Below are 26,479 nucleotides of genomic sequence, written 5' to 3'. Positions count from 1 at the left end.
GATGAAGATCCGCTCACAAATCGGCATGGTCCTGAACCTGGACAAATGCATCGGCTGCCACACCTGCTCGATCACCTGCAAAAACGTGTGGACCAGCCGTGAAGGCATGGAATACGCCTGGTTCAACAACGTCGAGTCCAAGCCCGGTATCGGCTACCCGAAAGAATGGGAAAACCAGGACAAGTGGAAAGGCGGCTGGATCCGCAACGCCAACGGCTCGATCAACCCACGCATCGGCGGCAAGTTCCGCGTGTTGGCGAACATCTTCGCCAACCCCGACCTGCCGAGCCTGGACGACTACTACGAACCGTTCGACTTCGATTACCAGCACCTGCACACCGCGCCTTTGGGCGAGCACCAACCGACTGCGCGGCCGCGCTCGGTGGTGTCCGGCAAGCGCATGGAAAAAATCGAGTGGGGCCCCAACTGGGAGGAAATCCTCGGCACCGAGTTCGCCAAGCGCCGCAAGGACAAGAACTTCGACCAGATCCAGGCCGACATTTATGGCGAGTACGAAAACACCTTCATGATGTACCTGCCGCGCCTGTGCGAGCACTGCCTGAACCCGGCGTGCGCGGCATCGTGCCCCAGCGGCGCGATCTACAAGCGTGAAGAAGACGGTATCGTGCTGATCGACCAGGAAAAATGCCGCGGCTGGCGCATGTGCATCAGCGGCTGCCCGTACAAGAAAATCTACTTCAACTGGAAGAGCGGCAAGTCCGAGAAGTGCATCTTCTGCTACCCACGGATCGAAGCCGGCATGCCTACCGTTTGCGCAGAAACCTGCGTCGGGCGTATCCGCTACCTCGGCGTGCTGCTGTATGACGCCGATCGCATCAGCGAAGTGGCCAGCACCGCCAACGAGCACGACCTGTACGAGAAGCAGCTGGAAATCTTCCTCGACCCGAACGACCCGGCGGTGATCCGCCAGGCCCTGGCCGATGGTGTACCGCAGTCGGTGATCGACTCGGCCCAGCGTTCGCCGGTGTACAAAATGGCCGTGGACTGGAAGCTCGCGCTGCCGCTGCACCCGGAATACCGCACCTTGCCGATGGTCTGGTACGTGCCGCCACTCTCGCCGATCCAGAACGCGGCCGCCGCTGGCACCGTGGGCATGAACGGGGTGATCCCGGATGTCGACAGCCTGCGTATCCCCCTGCGTTACCTGGCCAATATGCTCACAGCCGGTGACGAAAAACCGGTCAAGCGTGCCCTGAAACGCCTGCTGGCCATGCGCGCTTTCAAGCGTTCGCAGCAAGTGGATGGGGTTGAAGACCTGCAAGTGCTGACCGACGTGGACCTGAGCGTGGCCCAGGTGGAAGAGATGTACCGCTACCTGGCGATTGCCAACTACGAAGACCGTTTTGTGGTGCCCAGCGCCCACCGTGAAGACGCGATGAGCGATGCGTTTGCCGAGCGTTCCGGCTGTGGTTTCAGCTTCGGCAGCGGCTGCAGTGGCAGCTCCGACACCAATATGTTCGGCGCCAAAAAGGCTAACCGCCGCGACGTGTTGAAAACCGTCCAGATCTGGGAGGACTGAGCCATGCGCATTCTTAAAGTGATCTCGTTGCTGCTGGACTATCCCACCCAAATCCTGGTCGACGGCCATGATGAGCTGGAAAAGGCGATTATCGAATCGCGGGAAATCAGCCCCAAGCAGCGCGGTGCGCTGTTTGAGCTGCTCGAACTGATCTGCAGCAATGACCTGATGGACGGCCAGGAGCACTACGGCGCGCTGTTTGGCCGTGGCCGCTCGCTGTCGCTGCTGTTGTTCGAACACGTGCATGGTGAGTCGCGGGACCGTGGCCAGGCCATGGTCGACATGATGGCCCAGTACCAGGAAGCCGGGTTTGCCATCGGCGTCAAGGAGCTGCCGGACTACATCCCGCTGTACCTGGAGTTCTTGTCCACCCGCGAAGACATTGAGGCCCGCGAGGGCCTGGCGGATGTGGCGCACTTGCTGGCCCTGCTGGCGGCGCGCCTGGATGAGCGTGAAAGCGCCTACGCGAGTTGCTTCCGTGCGCTGTTGCAGATCAGCGGCGCCGAGCCGCACCAGGCCATCGCCGAGTTGCGCGCCCAGGTCGCCGCTGAAGTCCGCGACGACTCCCTCGAAGCCCTGGACAAGGTCTGGGAAGAGGAGGCCGTGGACTTTATGCAGGCCGAGCAGCAGGACCGTTGCAGCTCGATGCCCAGCGCACCGGGCAAGGCCCGCGAAGAAAGTGCGGTGCCCTTGCACTGGGTGGATTTTCAGCACGAAGGGCTGGCCGCTGTGCCAGCCAAGGAGGTGGGTAATGTCTAAGTGGAATTTGTTGGTATTTGGCGTGTATCCGTATGTCGCCCTGGCCATTTGCCTGTTGGGCAGTTGGGCGCGGTTTGACCTGTCCCAGTACACCTGGAAGGCCGGTTCCAGCCAGATGCTCAGTAACCGTGGCATGCGCGTGGCGAGCAACTTCTTCCATATCGGTGTGCTGTTCGTGCTGGCCGGGCATTTTGTCGGCCTGCTGACCCCGGCGTCGATCTACCACCATGTGATCAGCACTGAGCACAAGCAACTGCTGGCGATGGTTTCCGGTGGTTTCTTCGGCCTGCTGTGCCTGGTGGGCCTGCTGATGCTGGTCAAGCGCCGCCTCACCGATCCTCGGGTACGGGCCACGTCGAGCCCGTCGGACATCTTGATCCTGCTGGTGTTGCTGGCGCAGCTGGTGCTGGGCTTGCTGACCATCGTCGCCTCCACCGGGCATATGGACGGCTCGGTGATGGTGATGCTCGCGGACTGGGCGCAGAACGTCGTGCTGCTGCGACCTGTGGAAGCGGCCGCCGCGATTGCCCCGGTGAGCCTGATCTACAAGTTGCACGTGGCGCTGGGTTTGACCCTGTTTGTGCTGTTCCCGTTTACCCGTCTGGTGCATATGGTCAGCGCACCGATCTGGTACCTGGGGCGTCGTTATCAAATCGTGCGGCAGAAGTGAGGAGAACGTCATGACTACAGGATGCGGATGTGGTGGCGGCGGTGCAGGCGGTGGCGGCTGCAGTTCTTCGGCCAAGGCTGTGGACGTTGTGGTACCCGAGGTCGAGGTGGCGGATGAGCCCCAACTGATCGCCAGTAGCGAGCAGGAATGGCCGATTGTCAGCGTCAACGGGGTGGTGATCACCCCGGAAAACATGGCCCAGGAGTTGCAATATCACCCGGCTGAAAGCCGCGAGGAGGCGGTGTTCCTGGCTGCCCGCGCGCTGGTGATCCGTGAGCTGTTGCAGCAGCGGATTCGCGAGTTGGGTGTGCAACTGGAAGTCGGCGCCGGCGAGAACGAAGAGGAGGCGGCGACCCGCCTGTTGCTGGAGCGCGAAGTCCAGGTGCCGGACTGCGACGAGGCCACTTGTGTGCGCTACTTCGAGAGCAATCGCGGGCGCTTTCACAGCGCGCCGTTGCTGGCGGTGCGCCACATCCTGCTGGAGTGCGCGCCGGATGATGCTGAGGCGCGCCATCAGGCCCATGCCCAGGCCGAGGTGCTGTTGCAGAAGCTGGAAGAGTCGCCCGGCAGCTTTGCCGAGCTGGCGCTGCAGTATTCGGCGTGCCCCTCCAAGGCCCAGGGCGGCTCCCTGGGGCAGGTCAGCAAAGGCCAGACCGTGCCGGAACTGGAGCGCCAGTTGTTCACCCTGGCCCCGGGCCTGGCCGGCAAACCCCTGGAAAGCCGCTACGGCTGGCATGTGATCTGCGTCGATCAACGCATCGAAGGCCAGGCGCTGCCATACGAGGCGGTGGCTACGGCGATCCGCACCCAGTTGCAGCAAGGGGTATGGCAGAAGGCACTGGTGCAATACCTGCAAACCCTGATTGGCGCGGCCGATGTGCGTGGCATCGCGTTGCAGGGCGCCGACTCGCCGTTGGTGCAGTGACATGAGCCTGGTGGATGGTGTGGGCCGTTCCATTGACTACCTGCGGTTGTCGGTGACCGATCGTTGTGATTTGCGCTGTGTGTATTGCATGGCGAAAAACATGACGTTCCTGCCGCGCCAGCAGGTCCTGACCCTGGAGGAGCTGCAACGGCTGGCGACGGTGTTCGTCAGCCAGGGTGTGCGCAAGATCCGCCTGACGGGGGGCGAACCGCTGATCCGTCCAGGCATTGTCGAACTGTGCCGCCATATCGCCGCGTTGCCCGGCCTGCGTGAGCTGGTGATGACCAGCAACGGCACGCAACTGGAGCGCCTGGCCCGGCCGCTGGTAGAGGCTGGGGTCAAGCGTATGAATATCAGCCTCGACAGCCTCGACCCCGAGCGCTTTCGCGCGATTACCCGCAACGGTGACCTGCGCCAGGTGCTGGACGGCATCGAGGCGGCGCGGGACGCGGGGTTCGAGCGGGTCAAGCTCAACTGCGTGGTGATGAAGGGGCGCAATTTCGATGAAGTCCCGGCGCTGGTGCAGTACGCCATCGACCAGGGCATTGATATCAGCTTTATCGAAGAGATGCCGCTGGGCGATGTAGGGCGCTCGCGGGGCGAATCCTTTTGCTCCAGCGAACAGGTGAGGGCGGTGATCGCCGAGCATCATGGCTTACTCGACAGCACCGAAAACAGCGGCGGCCCGGCGCGCTACGTGCGCCTGGCCCGCCATCCGCGCACGCGCATCGGCTTTATCTCGCCCAACTCCCATAACTTCTGCGCCAGCTGCAACCGGGTGCGGATGACGGTGGAAGGGCAGTTGCTGTTGTGCCTGGGGCAGGACAATGCGGTGGATTTTCGGGCGTTGGTACGCCGTTATCCACTGGATGACCGGCCGTTGGTGGAAGCGCTGCACAAGGCGTTGCGGGGCAAGCCATTGCGCCATGATTTCACCGGGCAGGGCGAGGTGCAGGTGGTGCGGTTTATGAATATGAGTGGGGGGTGAGGCTGGCCAACGGTAGTTCCCATTGTTTTGTATCAAGGGCATTCCGTTGGCCCGCGTGGCTTTTTTCGGTCGTTACCATTGCCGGTTTCTACAACGAGCACTATCGAAAAGGAGTTAGGTATGAATCGACCCCCTGACGGCCTCACCGCACCACCTGAGGGATATGGCGACTGGTTGAAAGAACTGAAAAGCCGCATCCACTCTGCCCAACTGCGTGCATCTCTGGCGGTAAACCGTGAACTGGTGCTGCTGTACTGGCAGATTGGCCAGGACATATTGACCCGACAGGCGCAGCAGGGATGGGGAGCAAAAGTCATCGAGCGTCTGGCGCGGGATTTGCGTTCAGCTTTTCCTGATATGAAAGGTTTTTCGCCACGCAACCTCAAGTACATGCGCGCATTTGCTGAAGCCTGGCCGGACGCTGAGTTTGTGCAAGGGGTGCTTGCACAATTGCCTTGGTATCACCAATTAGCGTTGCTCGATAAGCTACCCGGCCCCGAAACCCGTCGCTGGTACGCCGCCCAAGCCATTGAACACAACTGGTCACGCAACATTCTGGTCATGCAGATCGAGACCCGTTTGCTCGAGCGCAGTGGCAATGCTGTCAGCAACTTCGAAACCCTGCTGCCCAAGCCCCAGTCGGACTTGGCCCGCGAGTCGCTGAAAGATCCTTACCGTTTCGACTTTCTGGGACTGACCCTGGACGCGCAGGAGCGCGAGATCGAAAGCGCACTGATCAGGCATGTCACCGACTTTCTACTGGAGCTGGGGGCAGGCTTTGCCTTTGTCGGCAAGCAGGTGCTGCTGGATGTGGGCGGCGAGGAGTTCTTCCTTGACCTGCTGTTTTATCACCTGAAACTGCGCTGTTACGTCGCGATCGAGCTCAAGGCGGGCAAGTTCAAACCAGAACATCTGGGGCAGTTGGGTTTTTACCTCGCTGCGGTGGACGCCCAACTCAAGCACCCACAAGACAGCCCCACCATCGGCCTGCTGCTGTGCAAAAGCAAAAACAAGATAGTGGCTGAATACGCTTTGCGTGACAGCGCTCGCCCCATCGGGGTGGCGGAGTACCAGTTGGTCGACTCCCTCCCGGCAGAACTCCAAATCAGCTTGCCCAGCATTGAACAGATTGAACGTGAACTGGCCTGTGACGATACGTCTTCGCAAACTTGACCCTGGTCAATTGCAACCCGGCATTCACTGCGTACCATCACTGCATCTTGTGTTTATACGAACTATTAAATCTATATGTAGTGTTTGGAGCCCCCAATGCAGATCACCTCAAGCCCGCTGGTCAGTACCCGCCTACACAAGCGCGATGGCACCCAGGTCGCCTTTGACGCCGAAAAAATCCGCCGGGCGATAATCGCCGCCGGTAACGCCACCGGCGAGTATCAGGAGGCCGAGGTCGATCTGTTGTTGGGGGCGGTGCTCGCCAGGTTGCGCGGGATCGCCCGGCTGGATGTGGAGCAGATCCAGGACAGCGTCGAGCGGGTGTTGATGGATGCCGGGTACTTTATGGCGATGCGCGCCTATATCGTCTACCGCGAGCAGCACGGGCGCCTGCGCCGGGATCGCAAGACCCTGGTGGAGGTCGCCACCTCGATGAACGAGTACCTCGACCGCGAGGACTGGCGCGTGCAGGCCAATGCCAACCAAGGCTATTCCCTGGGTGGGCTGGTGCTTAATGTGTCGGGCAAGGTCACGGCCAATTACTGGCTGGACGAGGTCTACAGCCAGGAGATCGGCCAGGCTCACCGTGAGGCGGACTTGCATATCCACGACCTGGACATGCTCGCGGGATACTGCGCCGGCTGGTCCCTGCGCACGCTGCTGCACGAAGGCCTCAATGGCGTGCCTGGCCGTGTCGAAGCCGGGCCACCCAAGCATCTGGGCAGCGCCCTGGGGCAGATGGTCAACTTCCTCGGCACCCTGCAAAACGAGTGGGCCGGCGCCCAGGCATTCAGTTCGTTCGACACCTACCTGGCGCCCTTTGTGCGCAAGGACCAACTGACGTTCCCCGAGATCCGCCAGGCGGTGCAGGAGTTCATCTACAACCTCAATGTGCCGTCGCGCTGGGGCACCCAGACACCGTTTACCAACCTCACATTCGACTGGGTCTGCCCGGAAGACCTGCGCGAGCAGATCCCGATTATCGGCGGCGAAGAAATGCCGTTTGCCTACGGCGATCTGCAAGTGGAAATGGAGCTGATCAACCGCGCCTATATCGAAGTGATGCAGGCGGGCGACGCCAAGGGCCGGGTGTTTACCTTCCCGATCCCGACTTACAACATTACCCATGACTTCCCGTGGGACAGCGAAAACGCTGACCGCCTGTTCGAGATGACCGCGCGCTACGGCCTGCCGTACTTCCAGAACTTCCTCAACTCCGATATGCAGCCCAACCAGGTGCGCTCGATGTGCTGCCGCCTGCAACTGGACGTGCGCGAGTTGCTCAAGCGTGGCGGCGGGTTGTTCGGCTCGGCGGAACAGACCGGTTCATTGGGGGTGGTGACGATCAATTGCGCGCGCCTGGGCTACCTGTTCAAGGGCGATACCAGTGGCCTGCTGCAACGCCTGGACCACTTGATGGAACTGGCGATGGAGAGCCTGGAGGTCAAGCGCAAAGTGATCCAGCACCATATGGACGCCGGCTTGTATCCCTATACCAAGCGCTACCTGGGCACCTTGCGCAATCACTTCTCGACCATTGGCCTGAACGGCATGCACGAGATGCTGCGTAATTTCACCGGCGACGAGGAGGGCACCCATACCGCCCGTGGCCGCGAGTTTGCGCTGCAGGTGCTGGACCATGTGCGCGCCACGTTGCTGCGCTTCCAGGAAGACACCGGCCACCTGTACAACCTGGAAGCCACACCGGCCGAAGGCACTACCTACCGGTTTGCCAAGGAAGACCTCAAGCGCTACCCCGACATTCTCCAGGCCGGCAGCCTTGATGCGCCGTACTACACCAACTCCTCACAACTGCCGGTGGGCTTTACCGAAGACCCCTTCGAAGCCCTGGAGCTGCAAGACGAACTGCAATGCAAATACACCGGCGGCACCGTGTTGCACCTGTACATGGCCGAACAGATTTCCTCGGCCCAGGCCTGCAAGCAGCTGGTGCGCAAGGCCCTGGGACGCTTCCGCCTGCCATACCTGACGGTAACCCCCACGTTCTCCATCTGCCCGGTGCACGGCTACCTGGCGGGCGAACATGAATTCTGCCCCAAGTGCGACGAAGCCCTGGGCCTGCCCCATTAATCAGTGGTTACCACAAGTGCCTGTTGCCGGTTTGGCAATAGGCTTCACCCCAAGGAGATTGACCATGCAAACCTCTCAGCCCCAACGCCAACGCTGTGAAGTCTGGACCCGTGTGATGGGCTACCACCGACCGGTTTCGGCCTTCAATCCCGGCAAGCAATCGGAGCATCGCGAGCGTGCGCACTTTACCGAAAGTGCCGCTGCGGCCGGGCGCCAATGAGCCGAGCGCTACGGGTCGGGGGCCTGGTGCCCCTGACCACCCTCGACTACCCCGGCATGCTCGCCTGCGTGCTGTTTTGCCAGGGCTGCGCCTGGCGTTGTCGGTATTGCCATAACCCGGACCTGATCCCCCCTCGCGGCAGCGATGAGGTGGATTGGCGCCGGGTTTTGCTGTTTCTGCAACGCCGCCAGGACCTGCTGGACGCCGTGGTGTTCAGCGGCGGCGAACCGACCTTGCAGGAAGGCCTGCCGGCAGCCATGGACGAAGTGCGCCATATGGGCTTTCGCATTGGCCTGCACAGTGCCGGGATCAAGCCTGCCGCGTTCGGCCACGCCCTGGTTCATGCCGACTGGGTCGGGTTTGACGTTAAGGCCCTGGCCGAGGATTGCCAGTTGATCACCCAGGTCAAAGGCAGCGGCGCCGCCAATTGGCGCAGCCTCGACCTGCTGCTGCACAGCGGCGTGGACTATGAGTGCCGCACCACCGTGCACTGGCACCTGATTGACCCGCAGCGCCTGCTGCTGCTGGCCCAGCGTTTGCAGGAACGAGGGGTCAAGCGTTTCGCCGTGCAGTTGGTGCGCACCGCGCGCATGCTCGATGAGCAGTTGCCGAGCGTTTCAGCGCAAGCCTTGCTGCCGGAACTGTGGGAAAAAATGCGGGCACTGTTCCCGGCATTTGTTTTACGGGGTTGATCCTTTCGCACAACCCCTTTCAAGCGTGGCGACTGAACTCCCACCGGATCTACAAAGATGCTGCCCCTTGTGGGCAGGTATTCATCAGGGAGCTTATGACATGACTCGATTAACCACCGCCCGCCGCATCGCCATCGGCTTTGCTATCGCCCCCCTGGCCCTGGCCGGCATGGCGTTGTACGCCTTGCACGACCTGGGCACCCTCAAACAACAGTCGGAGCTGATCGTGCAGCAGGACTGGCCGAAAATCGCCCCGATCATGGTGATTGCCACCGGCGTGCGCGATAACGGCCGCAACACCCGAGACTTGCTGATCGACCAGGATAACCAGGCGGCCCAGCAGGCCATTGGTACTACCCGGCAACGCATCACCGACGCCTTTACCCAGTTAGAGCCGTTGTTCGATACGGCCGCCGGCCAGGCCGCCTACGCCGACCTGAAGAAACACCGCGAAGCCTATGTGGGCGCCTTTACCCAGGTGCAGGCACTGATTCGCCAGGGCGCCCATGCCGAGGGTGTGGCCCAGCTCAAGCAAAACGTACAACCCGCCGAGCAGGCGGTGTTCAAGAGCCTGGAGGCGATGATGGCCCTGCAGGGGCAGATTTTTGCCGAGCGCGAACACGCTGCGCATACCCTGTACAGCGACGCGCGGCGCAATATGCTCGGGCTGTTCCTGCTGTGCGTGGCCCTGGTGGTGGCGGCAGCGGTGATTGTCACCCGCAGCGTGACCCGGCCCCTGGGCGGCGAGCCCGACGAGGCGGCGCGGGTGTTGAGCCAGATTGCCCAGGGCGACCTGACCACGGTAGTGCCAACGGCAGGCAGCGCTGACGGCAGCGTGATGAAGAACCTGCAGCACATGCAGCACAACCTTAACGAAATGGTGCGCCAGATCGCCGCGTCGGTGGACCGCGTGGCCAGTTCGTCCGAGGAGTTGAGCGCGGTCAGTAGCCAGACCAGCAGTAGCCTGCAGTCGCAAGGTATGGAGATTGAACAGGCGGCCACCGCGGTCAACGAGATGACGGCGGCGGTGGATGAGGTGGCGCGCAATGCCGTCAGCACCAGCGAAGCCTCGCGTATGTCGGCGCAGACCGCCCAGCTTGGGCGTGATCAGGTGCAGGAAACGGTCGCCTCGATCAGCACCCTGGCAGAGGGTGTGAGCGGCACGTCGGTGCGCATCCAGCAACTGGCCGGGCGGGTGCAGGACATCAGCGGCGTGCTGGAGGTGATCCGCAGTATTGCCGACCAGACCAACCTGCTGGCGCTCAACGCGGCCATCGAAGCGGCACGGGCCGGGGATGCCGGGCGTGGTTTTGCGGTGGTGGCTGATGAAGTGCGGGCCCTGGCCCATCGCACCCAGGCCTCGACCCAGGAGATCGAGCAGATGATCGGCAATATCCGCCTGGACACCGAACAGGCCGTGACCGCGATGCAGGGCAGCAGCGACCTGGTGCGAGCCACCTTAAGCGTGGCACAACGCTCTGGCGAGGCGCTGGAAGCGATTACCCAGTCGATCTCGCAGATCAACGAACGCAACCTGATGATCGCCAGCGCCACCGAAGAACAGGCATTGGTGGCGCGGGAAGTGGATCGCAACCTGGTGGGCATTCGCAACCTGTCCGAGCAGGTGTTGCTGGGGGCCCGGCATACCGATACGGCCGGGCATGAGCTGGCGCAGATGGCTAGCGAGTTGCACCTGACAGTCGCCAGGTTCCGCGTTTAGCGCTGGGCCTGTGTGCGGGCTTGCCCGAATGCCGTTCAGTTAAGCGCAGATCCCCTGTGGGAGCGGGCTTGCCCGCGAAGACGTCGGCCCAGCAACCATTGATGTTGACTGACCCACGGCTTTCGCGAGCAAACCCGCTCCCCCATTTGATCTGCGCCGCTTTGAGTATTGCGTTCGCTTGACTGAACGGCGTCTTACAGGTTCCAGCCCCAGAACTGTAGCCACCAGCCATACGCCACCAGCCCATTACCCAGTAGCAGGCAAGCCGAGGCAGCGTAGCGTCGCGCCAGGGGTAGATCGGCCAGCTGTGTCCACGCCAGCCACACACACCAACCAACAGCCCCGACCAGCAATGCGCCGCGCGCCGGTTGGACCCATTCGAGCAGCAACCCTTCGTAGCGCAACAACTTCACCGTGGTGGCCGACAGCCCGAGGAACAGCCCCGCACCGCCCAGGGGCGTCAAGGTCAACGCCAGGGCCCAATACCGTGCACGATCACCGCTGATTCTTGCGGCCAGGCGCACCAGCCCCATCAAGGCGCCGCCGATCAGCAGGCCGCTGGCGCCCAGGTACGCGACGATGCAAAAGCCGTCCAGCCAACTGAAACTGTCGTTGGCCTGGGGGTAATGGGTCAACAGCCACCAGGGCGCGCTGTCCTGCAATGGCCACAGCCAGTCGCGCTCCACCAGCCACTGCGCCAGGGACTGCTTGAGCGTGATAAACCATGGGCTGACGGTCCACTGGAAGGCGCCCATCGCCAGGCCGATCACCCCGAACAGCAACAAGCGCGTATCCCAGGCCAACGCGGGTTTGCGTGGGGCCTGGAGGATTTCGCTATTGCATGAGCGGGCAATCAACTGCACCGCGCCCCGTTGCCCGCTGCAGCGCCCGCAGGCGTGGCAATCGCTGGCGCCTTGCAGGCGGCGGATGTCCAGCAGCGGCGCGCAGTTGGGCAAGGGCAGGCGCGGGCCGTCGTTGGCTTTCCAGCGTTGTTCGTCGACCTGGAAATGCACCGGTGCCAGGCGCGCGAGCAGGGCGAACACACCGCTGACCGGGCACAGGTAGCGGCACCACACCCGTTTGCCGCGCACGAACAACAACCCCACCAGCACGGCGGCCACGGTCGAACCGCCGAGAATCAGCAGGGCCGCCTGGGCGTAGTCGTAGACACTGATCAACTGGCCGTAGAGGGTGGTCAGGCAGAAGCCTACCGTGGGCCAGCCGCCCCAGCGGATCCAGTTCGGAATGCCCAGGCCACGTCCATGGCGGCTGGCCCATTCGCTCAAGGAGCCTTCGGGGCAGAGCACGCCGCACCACACGCGGCCGAACAACACGATGGACAGCACTACGAACGGCCACCACAGGCCCCAGAACAGGAACTGTGCCAGCAGCGTCAGGTTATCCAGCAGGCGTGCCTGGCTGTCGGGTAGCGGCAGCCACGCCGGCACTACCAGCAGCCCGGCGTAGAACAGCACCACGGCCCATTGCACGCCACGAATCACCCGCCCATGGCGGCGCATGCCATCCCCCAGGCGTTGCAGCCAGGGGGTGTTCACAACGGCGCTCGCCGGGCCCGGTACAGCCCGCGGCCGACCAGCAACCAATACCCCGCCAGCACCAGTAGGGTGATAGTGCTGGGCGTCGCGCGGTAGCCGGCAAACCCTGCGAGCACGGCGCCCAGGCCGTGGCTGTCACTGAGCAGCACGCTGCTGTCCCACCAGGCTTCGCCGACCAGGGTGTAGACCCAGTTGGGCATGTCCATCGCCAGCAGTTGCCCGCCGATACGTTCCACGGCGGCCACTAGCAAGGAGGCTGCCAACAGCAGTAACAGAGCCTCGCTGAGGGCGAAAAAACTCGACCAGGAAATCAACCGGCGTGTACTGCGCAGCAGCATCACTGTGAGCCCGGCCAACACCAGGCCCAGCCCGCCGCCAATGGCGAACAGAGCCAATGCCGGGCCGTCCAGATGGGCGCCGGCGCCGTACAGAAACACCACGGTCTCGCTGCCTTCACGGCTGACCGCCAACAGCGCCAGCAACAGCAACCCCAGGCCACCCTGGCGTGCCGCGCGCTGATCGGCTTCGCGCAGCAGGGTATGGCGCAGGCCCGGCCCGTGGCGATGCATCCAGAACACCATCTGCACCATCAGCAGGCTTGCCAGCAGGGTCATGCCGGCCTGGAACCATTCGCCGCCAGGCCCGCTCATGGCTTCGCCGGCCCACAGCATCAGGCCGGCCAGCCCGGCAGAACACAGCAGGCCCAGCACCACGCCAGCCCACAGGAAGCGCCCCAGGCGCGAGTCCTCGGGCTGCTGGCTGATCCAGGCCTGAAGGATGCCGATCACCAGCAACGCCTCGACGCTTTCGCGCCAGACGATAAACATCGATTGATTCATCAAATGCTCCTGGGCCGTTATTCGGCGAGGATGCTGCCTTCGGGCAGCTGTGAGTTGAATTCGTCGAAAAACGGATAGGCGCCCGGTTTGAGCGGGTGGATCACCACGAAGGTGGTGACCCCCGGTGACAGCACCTTTTCCACGCGCAGTGGTGTGCTCTCGAACTCGGCCGGGCCCTGGCCGATGTTTTTCAGCACGATCTTGAAGCGCTGGCCGGCCGCCACCTTGAGTTGCGCCGGGGTGAAGTGGCCGTCTTGCAGGGTCAATTCATAGGTGGGCAAGGGTGCGGCCAGGGCCGAGCCACAGGCCAGCAGGGCGCAGAGGGCGAGGGGGCGGCGCATTCAGTAGCCGCCTTTTTTGCCGATCCCCGCGTAGACGAATTCGTAGTGCACTTCACATCGCTCGAACCACGGCGCGACCCCGGTTTCCTTATCGGTGTGCCGGCCCAGTGAGCCATGGCCGCTGGGCGGAATCACGGTAAAGGTCAGCTGATATTTGCCCGGGCCCAGCAGCTTGACGTTGTCGCCGTAGTGTGGCCCGTCGTTGGCCACCATGGCGTGGAACTCACCGATGATCGGGCTTGCGCCGCCTTGTTTCTGCAGGCGGAACGATACGTTGAGGTAGGGCACGAAACTGCCCTCCTGGAAGCCCTGCTGGTTGTCGGCGGTGGCGCGGATATCGGCTTCCAGATGCACATCCGAATCGGCGGTGGCGCGCATCATGCCTGGCGGTGCCATCTCGATCGGTTGCAGATAGACCGCGCCGACTTCCAGGCCAGGGCACATTTGTGGCTCGCCGATCGGGTATTCCTTGGCGACGGCTGCGCCAGTCGACAACAGCAGGGCCAGTGACAGCGTGAAGGGGATACGCATGGGTACTTCCTGACAGGGCAAATGAGAAGTCGAGTCTAGAAAGCTTTGCTGTAAATAATAATGATTCCTGTCAAGTTTCCAGGGATATACACATAACCATTCTTGACGTTGGTCAAGGCCGTGGGGCGGCGCCAGCCGTAGGATCCAATCACTGCCCACCGCTGTGGAGCCTGCTCATGGCCAAGCCATTCCCGCTCAACCCCAAACACCCCGAACGTATCTGCTGGGGCTGTGACCGTTACTGCGCAACCACCTCCCTGGCCTGCGGCAACGGGGCTGACCGCACCATGCATCCGGCCGAGATGATCGGCGACGATTGGTACCTGCATGGTGATTGGGGGATTGAGTTGCCGATTGCTACGGACAAAGTGCCGGAAGCTGGCTGACCGGTGGTGAGGGGACTTGCCAGGTGCCTGAGCAGTCGTTGGCATTTTTTCTGAACCCTCACGTTCACCCCTGGCCCTAAGGTATATGACCTCAGGAGGTGAACCATGCAAATCGAATACATCTGGATTATTTTGGCAACGCTGTTGGTGCTGGCTGAGTTGTGGGCGATCAACTGCGTATTGCGCAGTGCCAGTCGAGCCGAAACCAAGATGCTGTGGGTCGTGGTGATTGTATTCGTGCCGCTGCTGGGCATGATTCTGTGGGCGATCACCGGGCCCAAGGCGATTGCCAAGGAAAACGCCGGCGCCAATCGGTGAACCTCCCGCGTAAAAAAATCGTTTAAATGCCAAAAGAGTTGTCCACGAAAACCGTGGGTATCTCTGTGGATAACCTTGCGCGGGCCCGGCAGCGCTGGCGATTCAACCCGCGGTTAATATTTGATCAGGATCGTTCGCAAGCCTTTTGGCGTGCGGCTTGCGCTTGACACGCGTCGCTGAAATCGGTGCCGGATCCGCAGTTCTACAGCAAACCCTGGAGCGCCTGGCGATAGCTGCGACCACCCAGGCTCAGGCTGTTGTTATGACTCGCCCCCGGCACCAACAGCAGGTGCTTGGGCTCCAGGGCCGCATCAAACAGTTGCTGGCTGAAGCGCGGCGGCACATAGCGGTCGTCAAGGCCATGCACCACCAGCAAGGGCATATGGATCTCGGCGATCTTGTCGATGGAATCAAACTTCTGCGACAGCAACCAGCGCACCGGCAGCGAGGTATTGGCCACGGCCGCCGCCACGTCGGCCAGGGAGGTAAAGGTGGACTCGATCACCAGCCCGCGCACCGGCGGCGGCAGCTGTTTATTGGCGGCCTGCTGGCCCAACTCGGCCGCCAGGTCGATAGCGACGGCGCCGCCCAGGGAATGGCCGTAGATCAGGCGCTTGCCTGGATCAGGTTGCAGCAACTGGAAGCGCTCCCAGGCAATCCGCGCATCTTCATAGACGCTGGTCTCTGACGGCAAGTCGCCCTGGCTCTGGCCAAACCCGCGATAGTCGATGGCCAGCACCGAGTAGCCCTGGGCGTGCAGTTGCTCGATGCGAAACAGCTGGCCAGTGAGGTTCCAGCGCACGCCGTGCAGGTACAGGATCGCCGGCGCGTCTTTTTTCGCCGCCGGCCACCACCAGCCATGCAGGCTCTGCCCGGACTTGAAGCTGGCCGGCTTGAGTTCGAACTCCTGTAAGCCTTGCGGCAGGCCGCGGTACCAACTGGCGGTGCCGGGCTCGATGCGAAACACCAGCTCGCGCTCCTTGTGTTGAAGCACATTGCAGCCCACGGGCAGGCCGATGATCAGCAATGCCATGCACAGCAGGGGCAACCAGCGCAAACGCAGGCGCGAGAGAAAACGTGAGGCCATGGAGGTTCCAGGACAGGAGCGAAGCCGGATTTTTACCAGATGCCTGGCCAGTGAGGGGAATATTCATACCACCGTCAGGGGGCGATTGCTTGCAAAGTGTTACAGGCGGTCTGCACGCGATTGCGCCCCTGATCCTTGGCGCGATACAGCGCCTGGTCGGCCTGGGACAGCAGGCGCGACAGATCGTGGCAGGCCGGCGTGGTGGTCACCACCCCGATGCTCACACTGAGGAACCCCGGTGCCAGCAGGTCCAGCTCGGCGAACCGCTGGCGAATGCGTTCCGCCACTTGCACGGCGCCTCGTTCATCGGTATTGGCCAGCAGGCAGGCAAACTCTTCGCCACCAATACGCGCAAACAGATCGTGCTTGCGCAAGATCGACGCGGTCAGTTGGCTGAAGGCGATTAACGCCTGGTCGCCCATGGGATGGCCAAAACTGTCGTTCAGGCGCTTGAAGTAGTCGAGGTCACACAACAGCAATGTCACCGGCTGCCCGCGCTGCATGCTGTCGGCCAGCAGTTGTTCGCCATGGAGCATGAACGCCCGGCGGTTGCCGATACCGGTCAGCACGTCGGTGAAGGCGGCCGCCTTGAAGTTGAGTTCGGCGCGCTCCTTGACCATCGCCAGGGTGACGTAGGCGATGCCGATGGCATACAGCATGGATTCGAACAGCATGAACGAAAAAAGCTGTACGCCGTCGTTCATCAATGCGTTCGGGTCCTTGTACGGCATGCCGGGATCGAGCACGCCGCGCACGCAGTAAAAGGTCGTATGCAACAGCATCAGCACCACGGCTGGCAGATAGGCCACTTCCAGGTGTTGACGGTGGCGCCACAACTCCAGGGCCGACAGCACGCCGTAGCTCGCGGCTATCAGGGAATACAGGGTCACCCGGCTGGACATCGAGCCATAGAACTGCGGGACCAGGCACATCACCAGCCACAGCGCCGGCCCCGCAAGGATGCCCGGCAGGTGTGGCTTGCCCTGGACAAACAGGCGCATGGCGGTCCAGTTCATTGCCGCGCTCATCAGGAGCACCACATTGCCTATCACCAGCGCGACGAAGTCCACGCCCACCCCGCGCACGACCATCAACGCCGTGCCGAGGGAGGCCAGCAACAGCATCACGCCAAGATAGCCCAGGGTGGGCTCACGTACGCGATGCCAGGCATGCACGGTGAGCAAGCCCATCAGGCAAAAAACGAAGACGGCAACTATCAGGAGCGTCGGTATGTGCAGCATCATGTCCTTGACCCCGAAGGATGCACTGTCGAGATCACCCCGTCGGACACATGCCTGGGCGGTGATCCGGTGCACAAAGGGCGCAATTGTAGCTGGATAACGCATAACAATGCTGGCCTATGGACAGCTTGACGCTGGCAGGGCGTCACCGACATGCTGCGCGACCCTGCGACCAAAAGGCCCCCCATGGACAACAGCCCCGTACGCATCACCGCCGAAGAGTTGCTCTCGGACAACTGGTACCTGCTGAAAAAATACAGCTTCGACCTGCGTCGCCGGGACGGCAGCTGGCAAGCCCAGACCCGCGAGGTGTACGACCGTGGCAACGGTGCAACCATCCTGCTGTACAACACCTTGCAGCGCACAGTGTTGCTGATTCGCCAGTTCCGCATGCCGACCTTCGTCAATGGTCATGACGGCTACCTGATCGAAACCGCCGCTGGCTTGCTGGACAACGCCAGCCCCGAGGAACGTATTCGCCTGGAAGTCGAGGAAGAAACCGGCTACCGCGTCGGCCACGTGGAGAAAATCTACTCGGCCTTCATGAGCCCGGGCTCGGTGACCGAGCGCATTCATTTCTTTATCGGTGAGTACCAACCTGGCGACCGCGTGGGCGAGGGCGGCGGGCTGGAGCACGAAGGCGAAGATATTCAGGTGCTGGAGTTGGGATTCGACGAGGCCATCGCCATGGTTGGCCGCGGCGAAATTGTCGATGGCAAGACCATCATGCTCCTGCAATACCTGGAGCTGCGGCTGCTCAAGGCGGCGCTGACCCGCGCGTAGAAGCCAGCGCCTCCAGGGGCATTTTCTTCAATACGCACTGGCTACAGGGACGTAGCGTACAGGCCTGTCCACCTGTCATTACAAAAAAGGAAGTGCAATGAGTTTGATCATGTCCATGGCCGCCTTCGCCTTGGCGACGTCCATCACCCCCGGCCCGGTCAATGTGGTCGCCCTTGGCTCGGGCGCGCGCTTTGGTTTTGCCGCCAGCCAGAAACACGTGGCCGGCGCGGCCTTGGGCTTCACCTTGCTGCTGGTGTTGATTGGCCTGGGCCTGCACGAACTGCTGGTGCGCTGGCCGATCCTGACCCAGGGCATCCAGTGGGGCGGGGTGGCCTTTCTGCTGTACATGGCCTACAAGCTGGCGATGGACGACGGCCGGCTGGATGCGCAAGACGCGGCTGTTGCGCCGTCGATGCTCTATGGCGCGGTCATGCAATGGCTCAACCCCAAGGCCTGGCTGGCGTGCGTGGCGGGCATGGGCCTGTTTGCGGCCGATGGCGAGGCCGCGCGGGTCTGGCAACTGGCGGCGGTGTACCTGGTGATTTGCTATCTATCAGTGGCGTGCTGGGCGTATGTCGGCACGTTCTTTCGTCGTTACCTGAGCAATGCCCGGGGCATGCGCCTGTTCAATCGGGCCATGGCGCTGTTGCTGGTGATCAGCGTGGTGTACCTGTTGCTGGCGTGAGTCAGCCGCGATATTGCCCCGGCGTGGCCGCCAGGTGTTGCTTGAACGTGCGTTGCAGATGCGCCTGGTCGGCAAAACCGGCGGCCAGTGCCACATCGGCAATCAGGTGGCCGCTACGCAACTGGTTGCGGGCGAACTGGACGCGCTGGTTGATCAGGAACGCATGGGGCGTCATGCCGTAAGCCTGCTTGAACGCGCGGATCAGGTACGACGGCGACAGCTGCGCTGCCTGGCAGATTGCTTCCAGCTTCAGCGCCTCGGTGCAATGCGCGCGGATGTACTCGGCGGCGTGTTCCAGCTTGTGATTGACCTCGCGTACAGGCTCGGCAGCCGGGTTCAGGCGCAGTTGCACCTCAGTGAAAAAACTCACCACGGCGCTGTGTTTCTGCAGGTGTTCGGTGTGCTCGTCGACCAGCACGGTGTACAGCTCCAACAGGCCGGCAAACAGCAGCGGGTCGTCGGTATGGGTCGCGTCGAAGCGGCGAAAGCCCAAGTCACTGGCAAACCCCAACTGGTGTTGCAGATCGGTCAGCCAGGGCGTGTCGATGTAGAGCATGTGATACGACCAGGGTTGGTCGTCGATGGGGTTGCAGGCATGCACATCGCCCGGGTTCATCAGCACCACAGTGCCGGCGCGGATGTGGAAGGTGTCCGGGCCATGGAGATACAGGCTTTGCCCGGCGGTGATCGCGCCAATCGAGAAGTGGTCGTGGGCATGCCGGGTGTAGCAGACCTTGCGCCCATCCTCGATGGTACGCGCCTCGATAAACGGCAGGCTGGCATCACGCCAGAAGCGTGGGGCGGCGAGGTCGGGCAGCGCCATGGTGCAATCTCCGGGGGACCTTGTAGGACCACGATGATTGCACATAAATACGCCGCCGACCTTATCTAGGCGCCGGCAAGCCCCCACATTTTTCAGGGGACGCCCCAGGCTTAGAAGTCCCAGCGCGTCGCCAGTTGCAGGCTGCGCGGCTCGCCGTAGAACCCGGTGCCGAAGTTGCCCAGGCCGGTGTAGTACTTTTTATCCAGGGCATTTTTCACGTTCAACGTGGCGCTCAAGTGCTCGTTGAAGCGATAGCGTGCCATCAGGTCCACCAGGTAGTAGCTGTCCTGGGTGATGCGCGCGTATTGGCCAAAGTTGACCGTGTCATTCGGGTTGGGCTGGAACACATTGCCGAAGAACTCGCTCTGCCAGTTGACCCCGGCGCCGAGGGTCACCTTGTCCAGCGCGCCCGGCAGGCGATAGGTGTTGAACAGGCGCACCACTTGTTGCGGCGTGGTGGTTTGCAGCACCGAGCTGTAGACGTAATCGTCGTTGGCATCGCGGGTGTGCTGGTAGGTGTAGCCGGCCGAGACATTCCAGCCGTCCAGCACTTCGCCGGCCAGTTCCACCTCAAAGCCCTTGGTGGTGGCGCCGGCAATCGGGCGATAGATCGAGTCGCTTTCAAAGCCCGAGACGTATTGCGCGACATTGTCCTGTTCGATGCGGAACGCGGCGAAGCTGGCGTTCAGGCGGCCGTCGAAAAAGGCCGCCTTGAGCCCGGCTTCGTAAGTGTCGCCCTCAATCGCGTCGAGCAATTTGCGGTCGGCATCCTTGCTGTTTTGCGGGCGGTAGATCTTGGTGTAGCTGCTGTACACCGACCAGATGTCGTTGAGGTCATAGACCACCCCGGCGTAGGGCGTCACCACCCCGGTTTGCTTGTAGCTGGTGCGGGCGTCGGTACTCGTCGCAGCGTAGAAGTCGGTGGTGTCGGTGTTGCTGAAATTGCTGACGCGGGTACCCAGGATCACCGACAGGTCATCGGTAGGCTTGAGGCGGGTCGCCAGGTAGGCGCCGGTTTGGCGTTGCACAATATCGTTCTGGCCGCTGCGCGGGATATCCGGCTTGGCGTACTCACCACGCCAGTCATAAATGCTGCCGCCCACCGGCGGGTAGATCGAACCGTAGACCGGCACGTCCTGTTTCGAGCGTGTTGCCATAAAGCCCATGATCAACTCGTGCTCGCGACCCAACAGGCTGAACGGGCCGCTGAGGTTGACGTCGAGGGTGTTCTGCACCTGGTCGCCCTTGTACTTGCCCATGAACATATACATGCCCTCACCAGTGACCTGGTCCGGGTTGCCGCCACTGGCGGAGGCGAGCAAGGTGTCGTGCTGGCTGCGCTTGCGGTCCAGGCTGACTTTGAGCGACCAGTCGTTGGCCAGCTTTTGCTGGACCGAGGCGAAGATCGTCTGGTTCTGGAAGTCGCGGCGGCTCCAGTCGGCGGCGGGGTTGAACGAGCGCGAGAAATTCGTGCGATTGCCATTGCTGAAATACATCGGGAAACCGGTCCAGCTGGCGCCACGGGAGCGGGTGTCCTGCTGGTCGATACCGAAGGTCAGCAGGGTGTCGGGAGTCAGATCGGCTTCGAGGATGCCGTAGGCAATGTCCTTGGTGTGCTGGTAGTGGTCCAGGTACGACGAGCGATCCTGATAAACCCCGACAAAACGCCCGCGCACATTGCCCGACTCGGTCAGCGGCCCGGAGATATCGCCTTCGGTGCGGTAGTTGTCCCAGGAGCCCACGGTGCCGGTAACCGAGGCCTTGAAGTCCTTGGTGGGCTTTTTACGGATCAGGTTGACCGTGGCCGACGGGTCGCCCGAACCGCTCATCAGGCCCGATGAGCCCTTGATGATTTCCAGGTGGTCGTACACCGCCATGTCGGTGCTGGTGGTGCCGTAGTCATACACGCCGTCATAGGTGGAGTTGACGCCGTCGTACTGGAAATTGGTGATCGGCAGGCCACGGCTGGAGAACTCCCAGCGCTCGCTGTCGTAGTTCTGCACGCTGACGCCAGGGGCGCGGCGCAGGGTGTCGGCGATGTTGTTGGAACCCTGGTCATCCATCTGCTGGCGGGTGATCACGGTGACCGACTGCGGCGTCTCGCGGATCGACAGCGGCAGGCCGGTGGCCGAGGCCATCGAGCCGGTGGTGTAGGAATGACTGTCTTCGGTGGTGGCGCCCAGGGCCACGCCGGAAATGGTGGTGGCACCCAGCTCCAGCTCGCCGGTATTGAGCGGCACCAGCTCCAGCACATAGCCATTGTCGCCCTGGGGCTGGGCCTGCAAACCGCTGCCTTGCAACAAACGCTGCAAGCCGGCTGCGGGGGTGTAGCTGCCACTGAGTCCAGGGCTGGTCTTCCCGGCTGCCAGGCTGTTGTGGCCGGCGATAAACACCCCGGACTGCTCGGCAAAGCGATTCAGCACGCTGACCAGCGACCCGGCGCCAATGTTGTAGCTGCGCGTGGTTTCCTGGGTCGACGGCGTTTCCACCGCCTGCACATTGAGCGGGCCCAGGCAGAGCAGGGTCGCGGTGATGGCCAGCGCCAGGGGGCGCAGCGTGAAAGCAGTGGGTTGCGACATGGAAGGTTCCCTACGGATTCGGCGAATATGAAAGCGTCTGCTGGGTTAACCGAACGAACGTCGAAAAGGGGAACAGGTGGAGCCAAAAAAACTGCTCGCCTTGAGCCAGGCCTGTTGTGGCGAGCGGGCTTGCCCGCGTTGGACTGCGCAGCAGTCCCATCTTTTGGGGCCGCTACGCGACCCAACGCGGGCAAGCCCGCTCGCCACAACAGCCCGGACGGTTGGCGTTAGGTAGCGTGTGTTTTGGGCCCCACGCTGACCCACCACGGCAGCACTCTGTCCACCTGGATCGGCAATGCCGCCTTCAGCAGCCGCAACGCATGCTCGCTGTCCTTGAGCGGGAACGAGCCCATCACTGGCAGATGGGCCACGGCCGGATCACAACCGAGGTGGCCGGGCCGGTAGCGGTTCAGTTCACCGATCAATTGGCCCAGGGGCAGGTTGTCGGCCAATAGCACGCCGCGGCTCCAGGCCTCGCGGGTGGCGGATGCGGGCACTGTGCTGCGGATCGTGTGCCGACCGAACACCGCCTGTTGTCCGGACTCGATAATGCGTACCTGCTGGCCGTCGGCGGTGCGCACTTCTACCCGGCCGTCGAAGACATTCAGGGTGGTGCTGTCTTCGCTGTGCAGCACACTGAAGCGCGTACCCAAGGCACGCAGGTGGCCGTGCGCGGTGTCGACCAGGAACGGGCGCTGGAGGTCCTTGGCGGTGTCGATCAACACTTCGCCAAAACGCAGGTGCAGCAGGCGCTGCTGCGCATCGAAGCGTACATCCATGGCGCTCAGGGCGTTGAGCCAGATATGTGTGCCGTCGGCGAGCAATGCGTCGCGGATCTCGCCGCTGGCCGTGGCGTAGTCGGCGCTCCAGCCGCTGATCACCCGGGGCAGGGCAGTGCCGCGCCAGGTACCCCAGGCCAAGGTCGAACCGGCGCACAGTACCAATAATGTCTTGAGGGTTTGCCGCCGCGTGCTGCGCAGGGCGCGGCCGGCGCCGATGGGCTCGTCGGTCAAGGGCGCGAAGCGTTGGCTGACGCGCTCGACATAGCGCCAGGCAGCCTGATGCTCGGGGTTCTGCCCCAGCCATGTCTGCCAATGCTGTTGTGCCTGGCTGCCGTCTTGCGGGTCCTGTAGGCGCACATACCATTGGGCTGCCTGCTGCAGGCTGGCGTGGCTGAGTTTTCCGCTGGGGTTCATTCCACCAGCACCCCGTCGAGCTCGGCTTCCAGCACCGCGCAGTGCAACAGCGCCTGGGCCATGTATTTTTTCACCATGCGCTCACAGACCCCCAACTGCAGGGCGATTTGCTTGTAGGTCAGGCCATGCAGTTGCGCCAGCAGGAAGGCGTCGCTGACCTTGCGCGGCAGGCGCGCGAGCATGGCATCGACCTCGTACAGGGTTTCGACAATGATCGCCCGCTGCTCCGGCGATGGCTGCACCGCCTGTGGGCGGTCGGCGAGGCTTTGCAGCCAGGCCTGCTCCAGTTGGCGGCGGCGCCAATGGTCGATGCACAGGCCACGGGCGATGGTGGCCAGGTACGAGCGCTCGCGCACGGCGTCAGCCTGGTCAGGCGGGCGCTTGAGCACGCGGATAAAGGTGTCTTGCGCCAGGTCGGCGGCATCCCAGCGGTTGCTCAGGCGCCGGCGCAACAGGCCGAGCAGCCAGGAGTGGTGGCTGCCGTAGAGCTGACTGAAGGAAGCGGGGGAAGTCGACACAATATCCAACCGGCGCTGGCGCCACGACGTGAATAGGAATTGGTCGCGATTAAAGCAAAGGCCTGCGGGCAGCGCAAATGATATTGGTTTGCTTTTGCGAAAGGCTTTGCCTGCAGAGCTGCACAAATCAAATGGGGGAGCTGGCAAGCCAGCTCCCACAAGGCGTCTCCGGCCTAAACTCAAGATCAGCTACGTGAGGTTGGCACCAGAAACGCGGCCTCCAGCAGCTGCCGGGTATAGGCATGCTGGGGATCGGCGAAGATGGTCTTGGCATCCCCCTGTTCCACCACTTGCCCCTGTTTGACCACCATCAACTGATGGCTCAGGGCTTTGACCACCGCCAGGTCATGGCTGATAAACAGGTAGGTCAGGTTGTACTTGGCCTGCAGGTTACGCAGCAGTTCCACCACCTGGCGCTGCACCGTGCGGTCCAGGGCCGAGGTGGGTTCATCCAGCAGGATCAGGCGTGGCTTGAGCACCAGGGCGCGGGCAATGGCGATGCGCTGGCGTTGACCTCCGGAGAATTCGTGGGGGTAGCGGTGGCGGGTCTGCGGGTCGAGCCCCACCTCCTTGAGCGCGGCGATAATCGCTGCTTCCTGCTCGGCCGCGGTGCCGATCTTGTGGATGCGCAAACCTTCGCCAACGATCTCGCTGACGCACATACGCGGGCTCAGGCTGCCAAACGGGTCCTGGAACACCACCTGCATTTCCCGGCGCAATGGCCGCACCTGTTGCTGGGTGAGTTGGTCCAGTTGCTGGCCCTCAAAACGGATCCCGCCCTTGCTGCCGATCAACCGCAGGATCGCCAGGCCCAGGGTGGATTTGCCCGAGCCGCTTTCGCCGACAATGCCCAGGGTCTGGCCCTGGGGCAGGCTGAAGTGGATGCCGTTCACCGCCTTGACGTAATCGACGGTATTGCGCAGGAAGCCTTTTTTGATCGGGAACCAGACTTTCAGGTCGTCGACTTCCAGCAGTGGTGGGCCAACCGCGTTGCTCGCCGGACCGCCACTGGGCTCGGCGGCCAGCAGTTCCTGGGTGTACGGATGCTGCGGGGAGCGAAACAGTTCTTCGCAGGACGCCTGCTCGACAATGCAACCGCGCTGCATCACACACACGCGGTGGGCAATGCGCCGCACCAGGTTCAAGTCATGGCTGATCAGCAACAGCGCCATGCCCAGGCGCGCCTGCAACTCCTTGAGCAGTTCGAGGATCTTCAACTGCACGGTCACGTCCAGGGCCGTGGTCGGCTCGTCGGCGATCAGCAGTTCCGGCTCGTTGGCCAGGGCCATGGCGATCATCACCCGCTGACGCTGGCCGCCGGACAACTCATGGGGCAAGGCCTTGAGGCGCTTGTGCGGTTCGGGGATGCCCACCAGGTCCAGCAGTTCCAGGGTGCGCAGGGTCGCAGCCTTGCCGGTCAGGCCCTTGTGCAGGCCCAGCACTTCGTTGATCTGCTTTTCGATGGAGTGCAGCGGGTTCAGCGAGGTCATCGGCTCCTGGAAGATCATCGCAATGCGGTTGCCGCGAATCTGGCGCAGGGGCTTTTCTTTCAGGGTCAGCAGATCCTGCCCGGCATACTTGATCGTGCCGGACGGATGCCGCGCCAGGGGGTAGGGCAGCAGGCGCAGAATCGAGTGGGCGGTCACCGACTTGCCGGAGCCGCTTTCGCCGACCAGGGCCAGGGTTTCACCGCGGCGGATATCGAAGCTGATATTTTCCACCACGCGCTGATGCTGCTCGCCGGTGACGAACTCGACGCTGAGGTCGCGGACTTCGATCAGATTGTCCTGATTCATCTCATTTCCTCGGGTCGAAGGCATCGCGAGCGGACTCGCCGATAAACACCAGCAAACTCAACATGATCGCCAGCACCGCAAAGGCACTGATGCCCAGCCATGGCGCCTGCAGGTTGGATTTGCCCTGGGCCACCAACTCGCCCAGGGACGGCGAACCGGCGGGCAGGCCGAAGCCCAGGAAGTCCAGGGCGGTGAGGGTGCCAATCGCGCCGGTGAGGATGAAGGGCATAAAGGTCATGGTCGAGACCATGGCATTGGGCAGGATATGGCGGAACATGATCGCGCCGTTCTGCATGCCCAGGGCGCGGGCCGCGCGCACGTATTCCAGGTTACGGCCGCGCAGGAACTCGGCGCGCACCACGTCCACCAGGCTCATCCAGGAAAACAGCAACATGATCCCCAGCAGCCACCAGAAGTTCGGCTGCACAAAGCTGGCGAGGATGATCAGCAGGTACAGCACCGGCAACCCCGACCAGATTTCCAGGAACCGCTGGCCGGCCAGGTCGACCCAGCCGCCATAAAAACCCTGCAGGGCCCCGGCCGCCACACCGATGATCGAGCTCAACACCGTCAGGGTCAGGGCAAACAGCACCGAGACTCGAAAGCCATAGATCACCCGCGCCAGCACGTCGCGGCCCTGGTCGTCGGTGCCCAGCAGGTTATCCGCCGAGGGCGGCGCCGGCGCCGGGACTTTCAGGTCGTAGTTGATGCTCTGGTAGCTGTAGGGGATCGGTGCCCAGAGCGTCCAGGCATCCTTGGCCTTGAGCAGTTCGCGGATGTACGGGCTTTTGTAGTTGGCTTCCAGGGGGAATTCGCCGCCGAAGGTGGTTTCCGGGTAGCGCTTGAGCGCCGGGAAGTACCAGTCGCCGTCGTAATGCACTGCCAACGGCTTGTCATTGGCGATCAACTCGGCGCCCAGGCTCAGGCCAAACAGGATCAGGAACAGCCACAGCGACCACCAGCCACGTTTATTGGCCTTGAAACGCTCGAAGCGGCGGCGATTGAGGGGGGATAGCGTCATC

Annotated in this window: 26 protein-coding genes; 14 read left to right on the top strand and 12 right to left on the bottom strand. The window is 62.6% G+C overall.

Annotated features, from left to right (window positions below; genetic code table 11):
• Nucleotide 1: 1 nt before the first annotated feature.
• The 10 genes from narH to HU773_RS14975 all read left to right on the top strand — a co-directional run bounded on the left by narH (nucleotide 2) and on the right by HU773_RS14975 (nucleotide 10,778).
• Entirely contained in the window at nucleotides 2-1,540 is a 1,539-nt protein-coding gene (narH, locus tag HU773_RS15020) for a nitrate reductase subunit beta (protein WP_057959379.1), read from the top strand.
• 3 nt (nucleotides 1,541-1,543) lie between these two features.
• Entirely contained in the window at nucleotides 1,544-2,299 is a 756-nt protein-coding gene (gene narJ, locus HU773_RS15015) for a nitrate reductase molybdenum cofactor assembly chaperone (RefSeq protein ID WP_057436843.1), read from the top strand.
• A complete protein-coding gene (gene narI, locus HU773_RS15010; protein WP_057436841.1) occupies nucleotides 2,292-2,969 on the top strand; it encodes a respiratory nitrate reductase subunit gamma in 678 nt (225 codons plus the stop codon). The genes narJ and narI overlap by 8 nt, the downstream gene beginning before the upstream one ends.
• 10 nt (nucleotides 2,970-2,979) lie before the next feature.
• A complete protein-coding gene (locus tag HU773_RS15005; RefSeq protein WP_186625162.1) occupies nucleotides 2,980-3,894 on the top strand; it encodes a peptidylprolyl isomerase in 915 nt (304 codons plus the stop codon).
• Between the two features lies 1 nt (nucleotide 3,895).
• Nucleotides 3,896-4,882 carry a GTP 3',8-cyclase MoaA gene (moaA, locus tag HU773_RS15000; protein ID WP_186625161.1) on the top strand — a complete coding sequence of 329 codons (987 nt, stop codon included), beginning with the start codon at nucleotides 3,896-3,898 and terminating at the stop codon, nucleotides 4,880-4,882.
• Between the two features lie 120 nt (nucleotides 4,883-5,002).
• The gene (locus HU773_RS14995; RefSeq protein ID WP_128592999.1) at nucleotides 5,003-6,055 is read left to right on the top strand and encodes a PDDEXK nuclease domain-containing protein; all 1,053 of its coding nucleotides are present in this window, start codon (nucleotides 5,003-5,005) and stop codon (nucleotides 6,053-6,055) included.
• 96 nt (nucleotides 6,056-6,151) lie between these two features.
• Nucleotides 6,152-8,146: a ribonucleoside triphosphate reductase gene (locus tag HU773_RS14990; protein WP_186625158.1), complete on the top strand. Its 1,995-nt coding sequence runs from the start codon at nucleotides 6,152-6,154 to the stop codon at nucleotides 8,144-8,146.
• A 64-nt stretch (nucleotides 8,147-8,210) separates the two neighbouring features.
• Nucleotides 8,211-8,366 (top strand): anaerobic ribonucleoside-triphosphate reductase, encoded by a 156-nt coding sequence (gene nrdD, locus HU773_RS27560; RefSeq protein WP_038441552.1) that lies wholly within the window; start codon nucleotides 8,211-8,213, stop codon nucleotides 8,364-8,366.
• Entirely contained in the window at nucleotides 8,363-9,058 is a 696-nt protein-coding gene (locus HU773_RS14980) for an anaerobic ribonucleoside-triphosphate reductase activating protein (protein WP_057436833.1), read from the top strand. The genes nrdD and HU773_RS14980 overlap by 4 nt, the downstream gene beginning before the upstream one ends.
• Before the next feature lie 100 nt (nucleotides 9,059-9,158).
• The gene (locus HU773_RS14975) at nucleotides 9,159-10,778 is read left to right on the top strand and encodes a methyl-accepting chemotaxis protein (protein WP_186625156.1); all 1,620 of its coding nucleotides are present in this window, start codon (nucleotides 9,159-9,161) and stop codon (nucleotides 10,776-10,778) included.
• Between the two features lie 194 nt (nucleotides 10,779-10,972).
• On the opposite strand, the gene HU773_RS14970 is transcribed toward HU773_RS14975, so the two are convergent.
• Genes HU773_RS14970 through HU773_RS14955 form a run of 4 tightly spaced genes read right to left on the bottom strand, consistent with a single transcriptional unit; the run spans nucleotide 10,973 to nucleotide 14,045 of the window.
• Entirely contained in the window at nucleotides 10,973-12,298 is a 1,326-nt protein-coding gene (locus tag HU773_RS14970) for a 4Fe-4S binding protein (RefSeq protein ID WP_186625222.1), read from the bottom strand.
• 32 nt (nucleotides 12,299-12,330) lie between these two features.
• Complete coding sequence (locus HU773_RS14965; protein WP_115128327.1) at nucleotides 12,331-13,173, bottom strand: FTR1 family iron permease; 843 nt, start codon at nucleotides 13,171-13,173, stop codon at nucleotides 12,331-12,333.
• Between the two features lie 17 nt (nucleotides 13,174-13,190).
• The gene (locus HU773_RS14960; protein WP_057436827.1) at nucleotides 13,191-13,514 is read right to left on the bottom strand and encodes a cupredoxin domain-containing protein; all 324 of its coding nucleotides are present in this window, start codon (nucleotides 13,512-13,514) and stop codon (nucleotides 13,191-13,193) included.
• Nucleotides 13,515-14,045 carry an iron transporter gene (locus HU773_RS14955; protein WP_186625154.1) on the bottom strand — a complete coding sequence of 177 codons (531 nt, stop codon included), beginning with the start codon at nucleotides 14,043-14,045 and terminating at the stop codon, nucleotides 13,515-13,517. It abuts the gene before it with no gap.
• Between the two features lie 176 nt (nucleotides 14,046-14,221).
• On the opposite strand from HU773_RS14955, the gene HU773_RS14950 reads away from it, so the two are divergent.
• Together HU773_RS14950 and HU773_RS14945 are read left to right on the top strand one after the other, a co-directional pair.
• Nucleotides 14,222-14,431, top strand: a complete 210-nt coding sequence (locus HU773_RS14950; protein WP_057436825.1) for a DUF3079 domain-containing protein — start codon at nucleotides 14,222-14,224, stop codon at nucleotides 14,429-14,431.
• Between the two features lie 105 nt (nucleotides 14,432-14,536).
• Entirely contained in the window at nucleotides 14,537-14,749 is a 213-nt protein-coding gene (locus HU773_RS14945; protein ID WP_057959387.1) for a PLDc N-terminal domain-containing protein, read from the top strand.
• A 202-nt stretch (nucleotides 14,750-14,951) separates the two neighbouring features.
• Here the strand turns inward: HU773_RS14945 and HU773_RS14940 are convergent, their stop codons facing one another.
• A complete protein-coding gene (locus HU773_RS14940; protein ID WP_186625153.1) occupies nucleotides 14,952-15,836 on the bottom strand; it encodes an alpha/beta hydrolase in 885 nt (294 codons plus the stop codon).
• Nucleotides 15,837-15,910: 74 nt separating this feature from the next.
• Nucleotides 15,911-17,080, bottom strand: coding sequence for a GGDEF domain-containing protein (locus tag HU773_RS14935; RefSeq protein ID WP_057436819.1), 1,170 nt, complete (start codon nucleotides 17,078-17,080; stop codon nucleotides 15,911-15,913).
• A gap of 183 nt (nucleotides 17,081-17,263) precedes the next feature.
• On the opposite strand from HU773_RS14935, the gene HU773_RS14930 reads away from it, so the two are divergent.
• Nucleotides 17,264-17,860 carry an NUDIX domain-containing protein gene (locus tag HU773_RS14930; RefSeq protein WP_186625151.1) on the top strand — a complete coding sequence of 199 codons (597 nt, stop codon included), beginning with the start codon at nucleotides 17,264-17,266 and terminating at the stop codon, nucleotides 17,858-17,860.
• Nucleotides 17,861-17,957: 97 nt separating this feature from the next.
• Nucleotides 17,958-18,545, top strand: coding sequence for a LysE family translocator (locus HU773_RS14925; protein WP_057445062.1), 588 nt, complete (start codon nucleotides 17,958-17,960; stop codon nucleotides 18,543-18,545).
• Between the two features lies 1 nt (nucleotide 18,546).
• Here HU773_RS14925 and HU773_RS14920 read toward each other — a convergent pair whose 3' ends face one another.
• From HU773_RS14920 to HU773_RS14895, 6 genes are all read right to left on the bottom strand, one after another.
• A complete protein-coding gene (locus HU773_RS14920; protein ID WP_057436815.1) occupies nucleotides 18,547-19,368 on the bottom strand; it encodes a helix-turn-helix transcriptional regulator in 822 nt (273 codons plus the stop codon).
• Between the two features lie 110 nt (nucleotides 19,369-19,478).
• On the bottom strand, nucleotides 19,479-21,947 hold the full coding sequence (locus tag HU773_RS14915; RefSeq protein ID WP_186625149.1) for a TonB-dependent siderophore receptor: 2,469 nt from the start codon (nucleotides 21,945-21,947) through the stop codon (nucleotides 19,479-19,481).
• Nucleotides 21,948-22,174: 227 nt separating this feature from the next.
• Nucleotides 22,175-23,143 (bottom strand): FecR domain-containing protein, encoded by a 969-nt coding sequence (locus tag HU773_RS14910; protein ID WP_186625148.1) that lies wholly within the window; start codon nucleotides 23,141-23,143, stop codon nucleotides 22,175-22,177.
• Entirely contained in the window at nucleotides 23,140-23,670 is a 531-nt protein-coding gene (locus HU773_RS14905) for a sigma-70 family RNA polymerase sigma factor (protein WP_186625147.1), read from the bottom strand. Before HU773_RS14905 ends, HU773_RS14910 begins: the two co-directional genes overlap by 4 nt.
• A 176-nt stretch (nucleotides 23,671-23,846) precedes the next feature.
• Nucleotides 23,847-25,457 carry an ABC transporter ATP-binding protein gene (locus tag HU773_RS14900; protein ID WP_057959392.1) on the bottom strand — a complete coding sequence of 537 codons (1,611 nt, stop codon included), beginning with the start codon at nucleotides 25,455-25,457 and terminating at the stop codon, nucleotides 23,847-23,849.
• Nucleotide 25,458: 1 nt separating this feature from the next.
• A complete protein-coding gene (locus HU773_RS14895) occupies nucleotides 25,459-26,478 on the bottom strand; it encodes an ABC transporter permease (RefSeq protein WP_057436809.1) in 1,020 nt (339 codons plus the stop codon).
• Nucleotide 26,479 lies beyond the last annotated feature (1 nt).

The sequence above is a fragment of the Pseudomonas shahriarae genome, from assembly GCF_014268455.2.
Classification (GTDB): Bacteria; Pseudomonadota; Gammaproteobacteria; order Pseudomonadales; family Pseudomonadaceae; genus Aquipseudomonas; species Aquipseudomonas shahriarae.
Note: the sequence above shows the minus strand (reverse complement) of the source record. Positions and strands in the feature narration are given on the sequence as shown.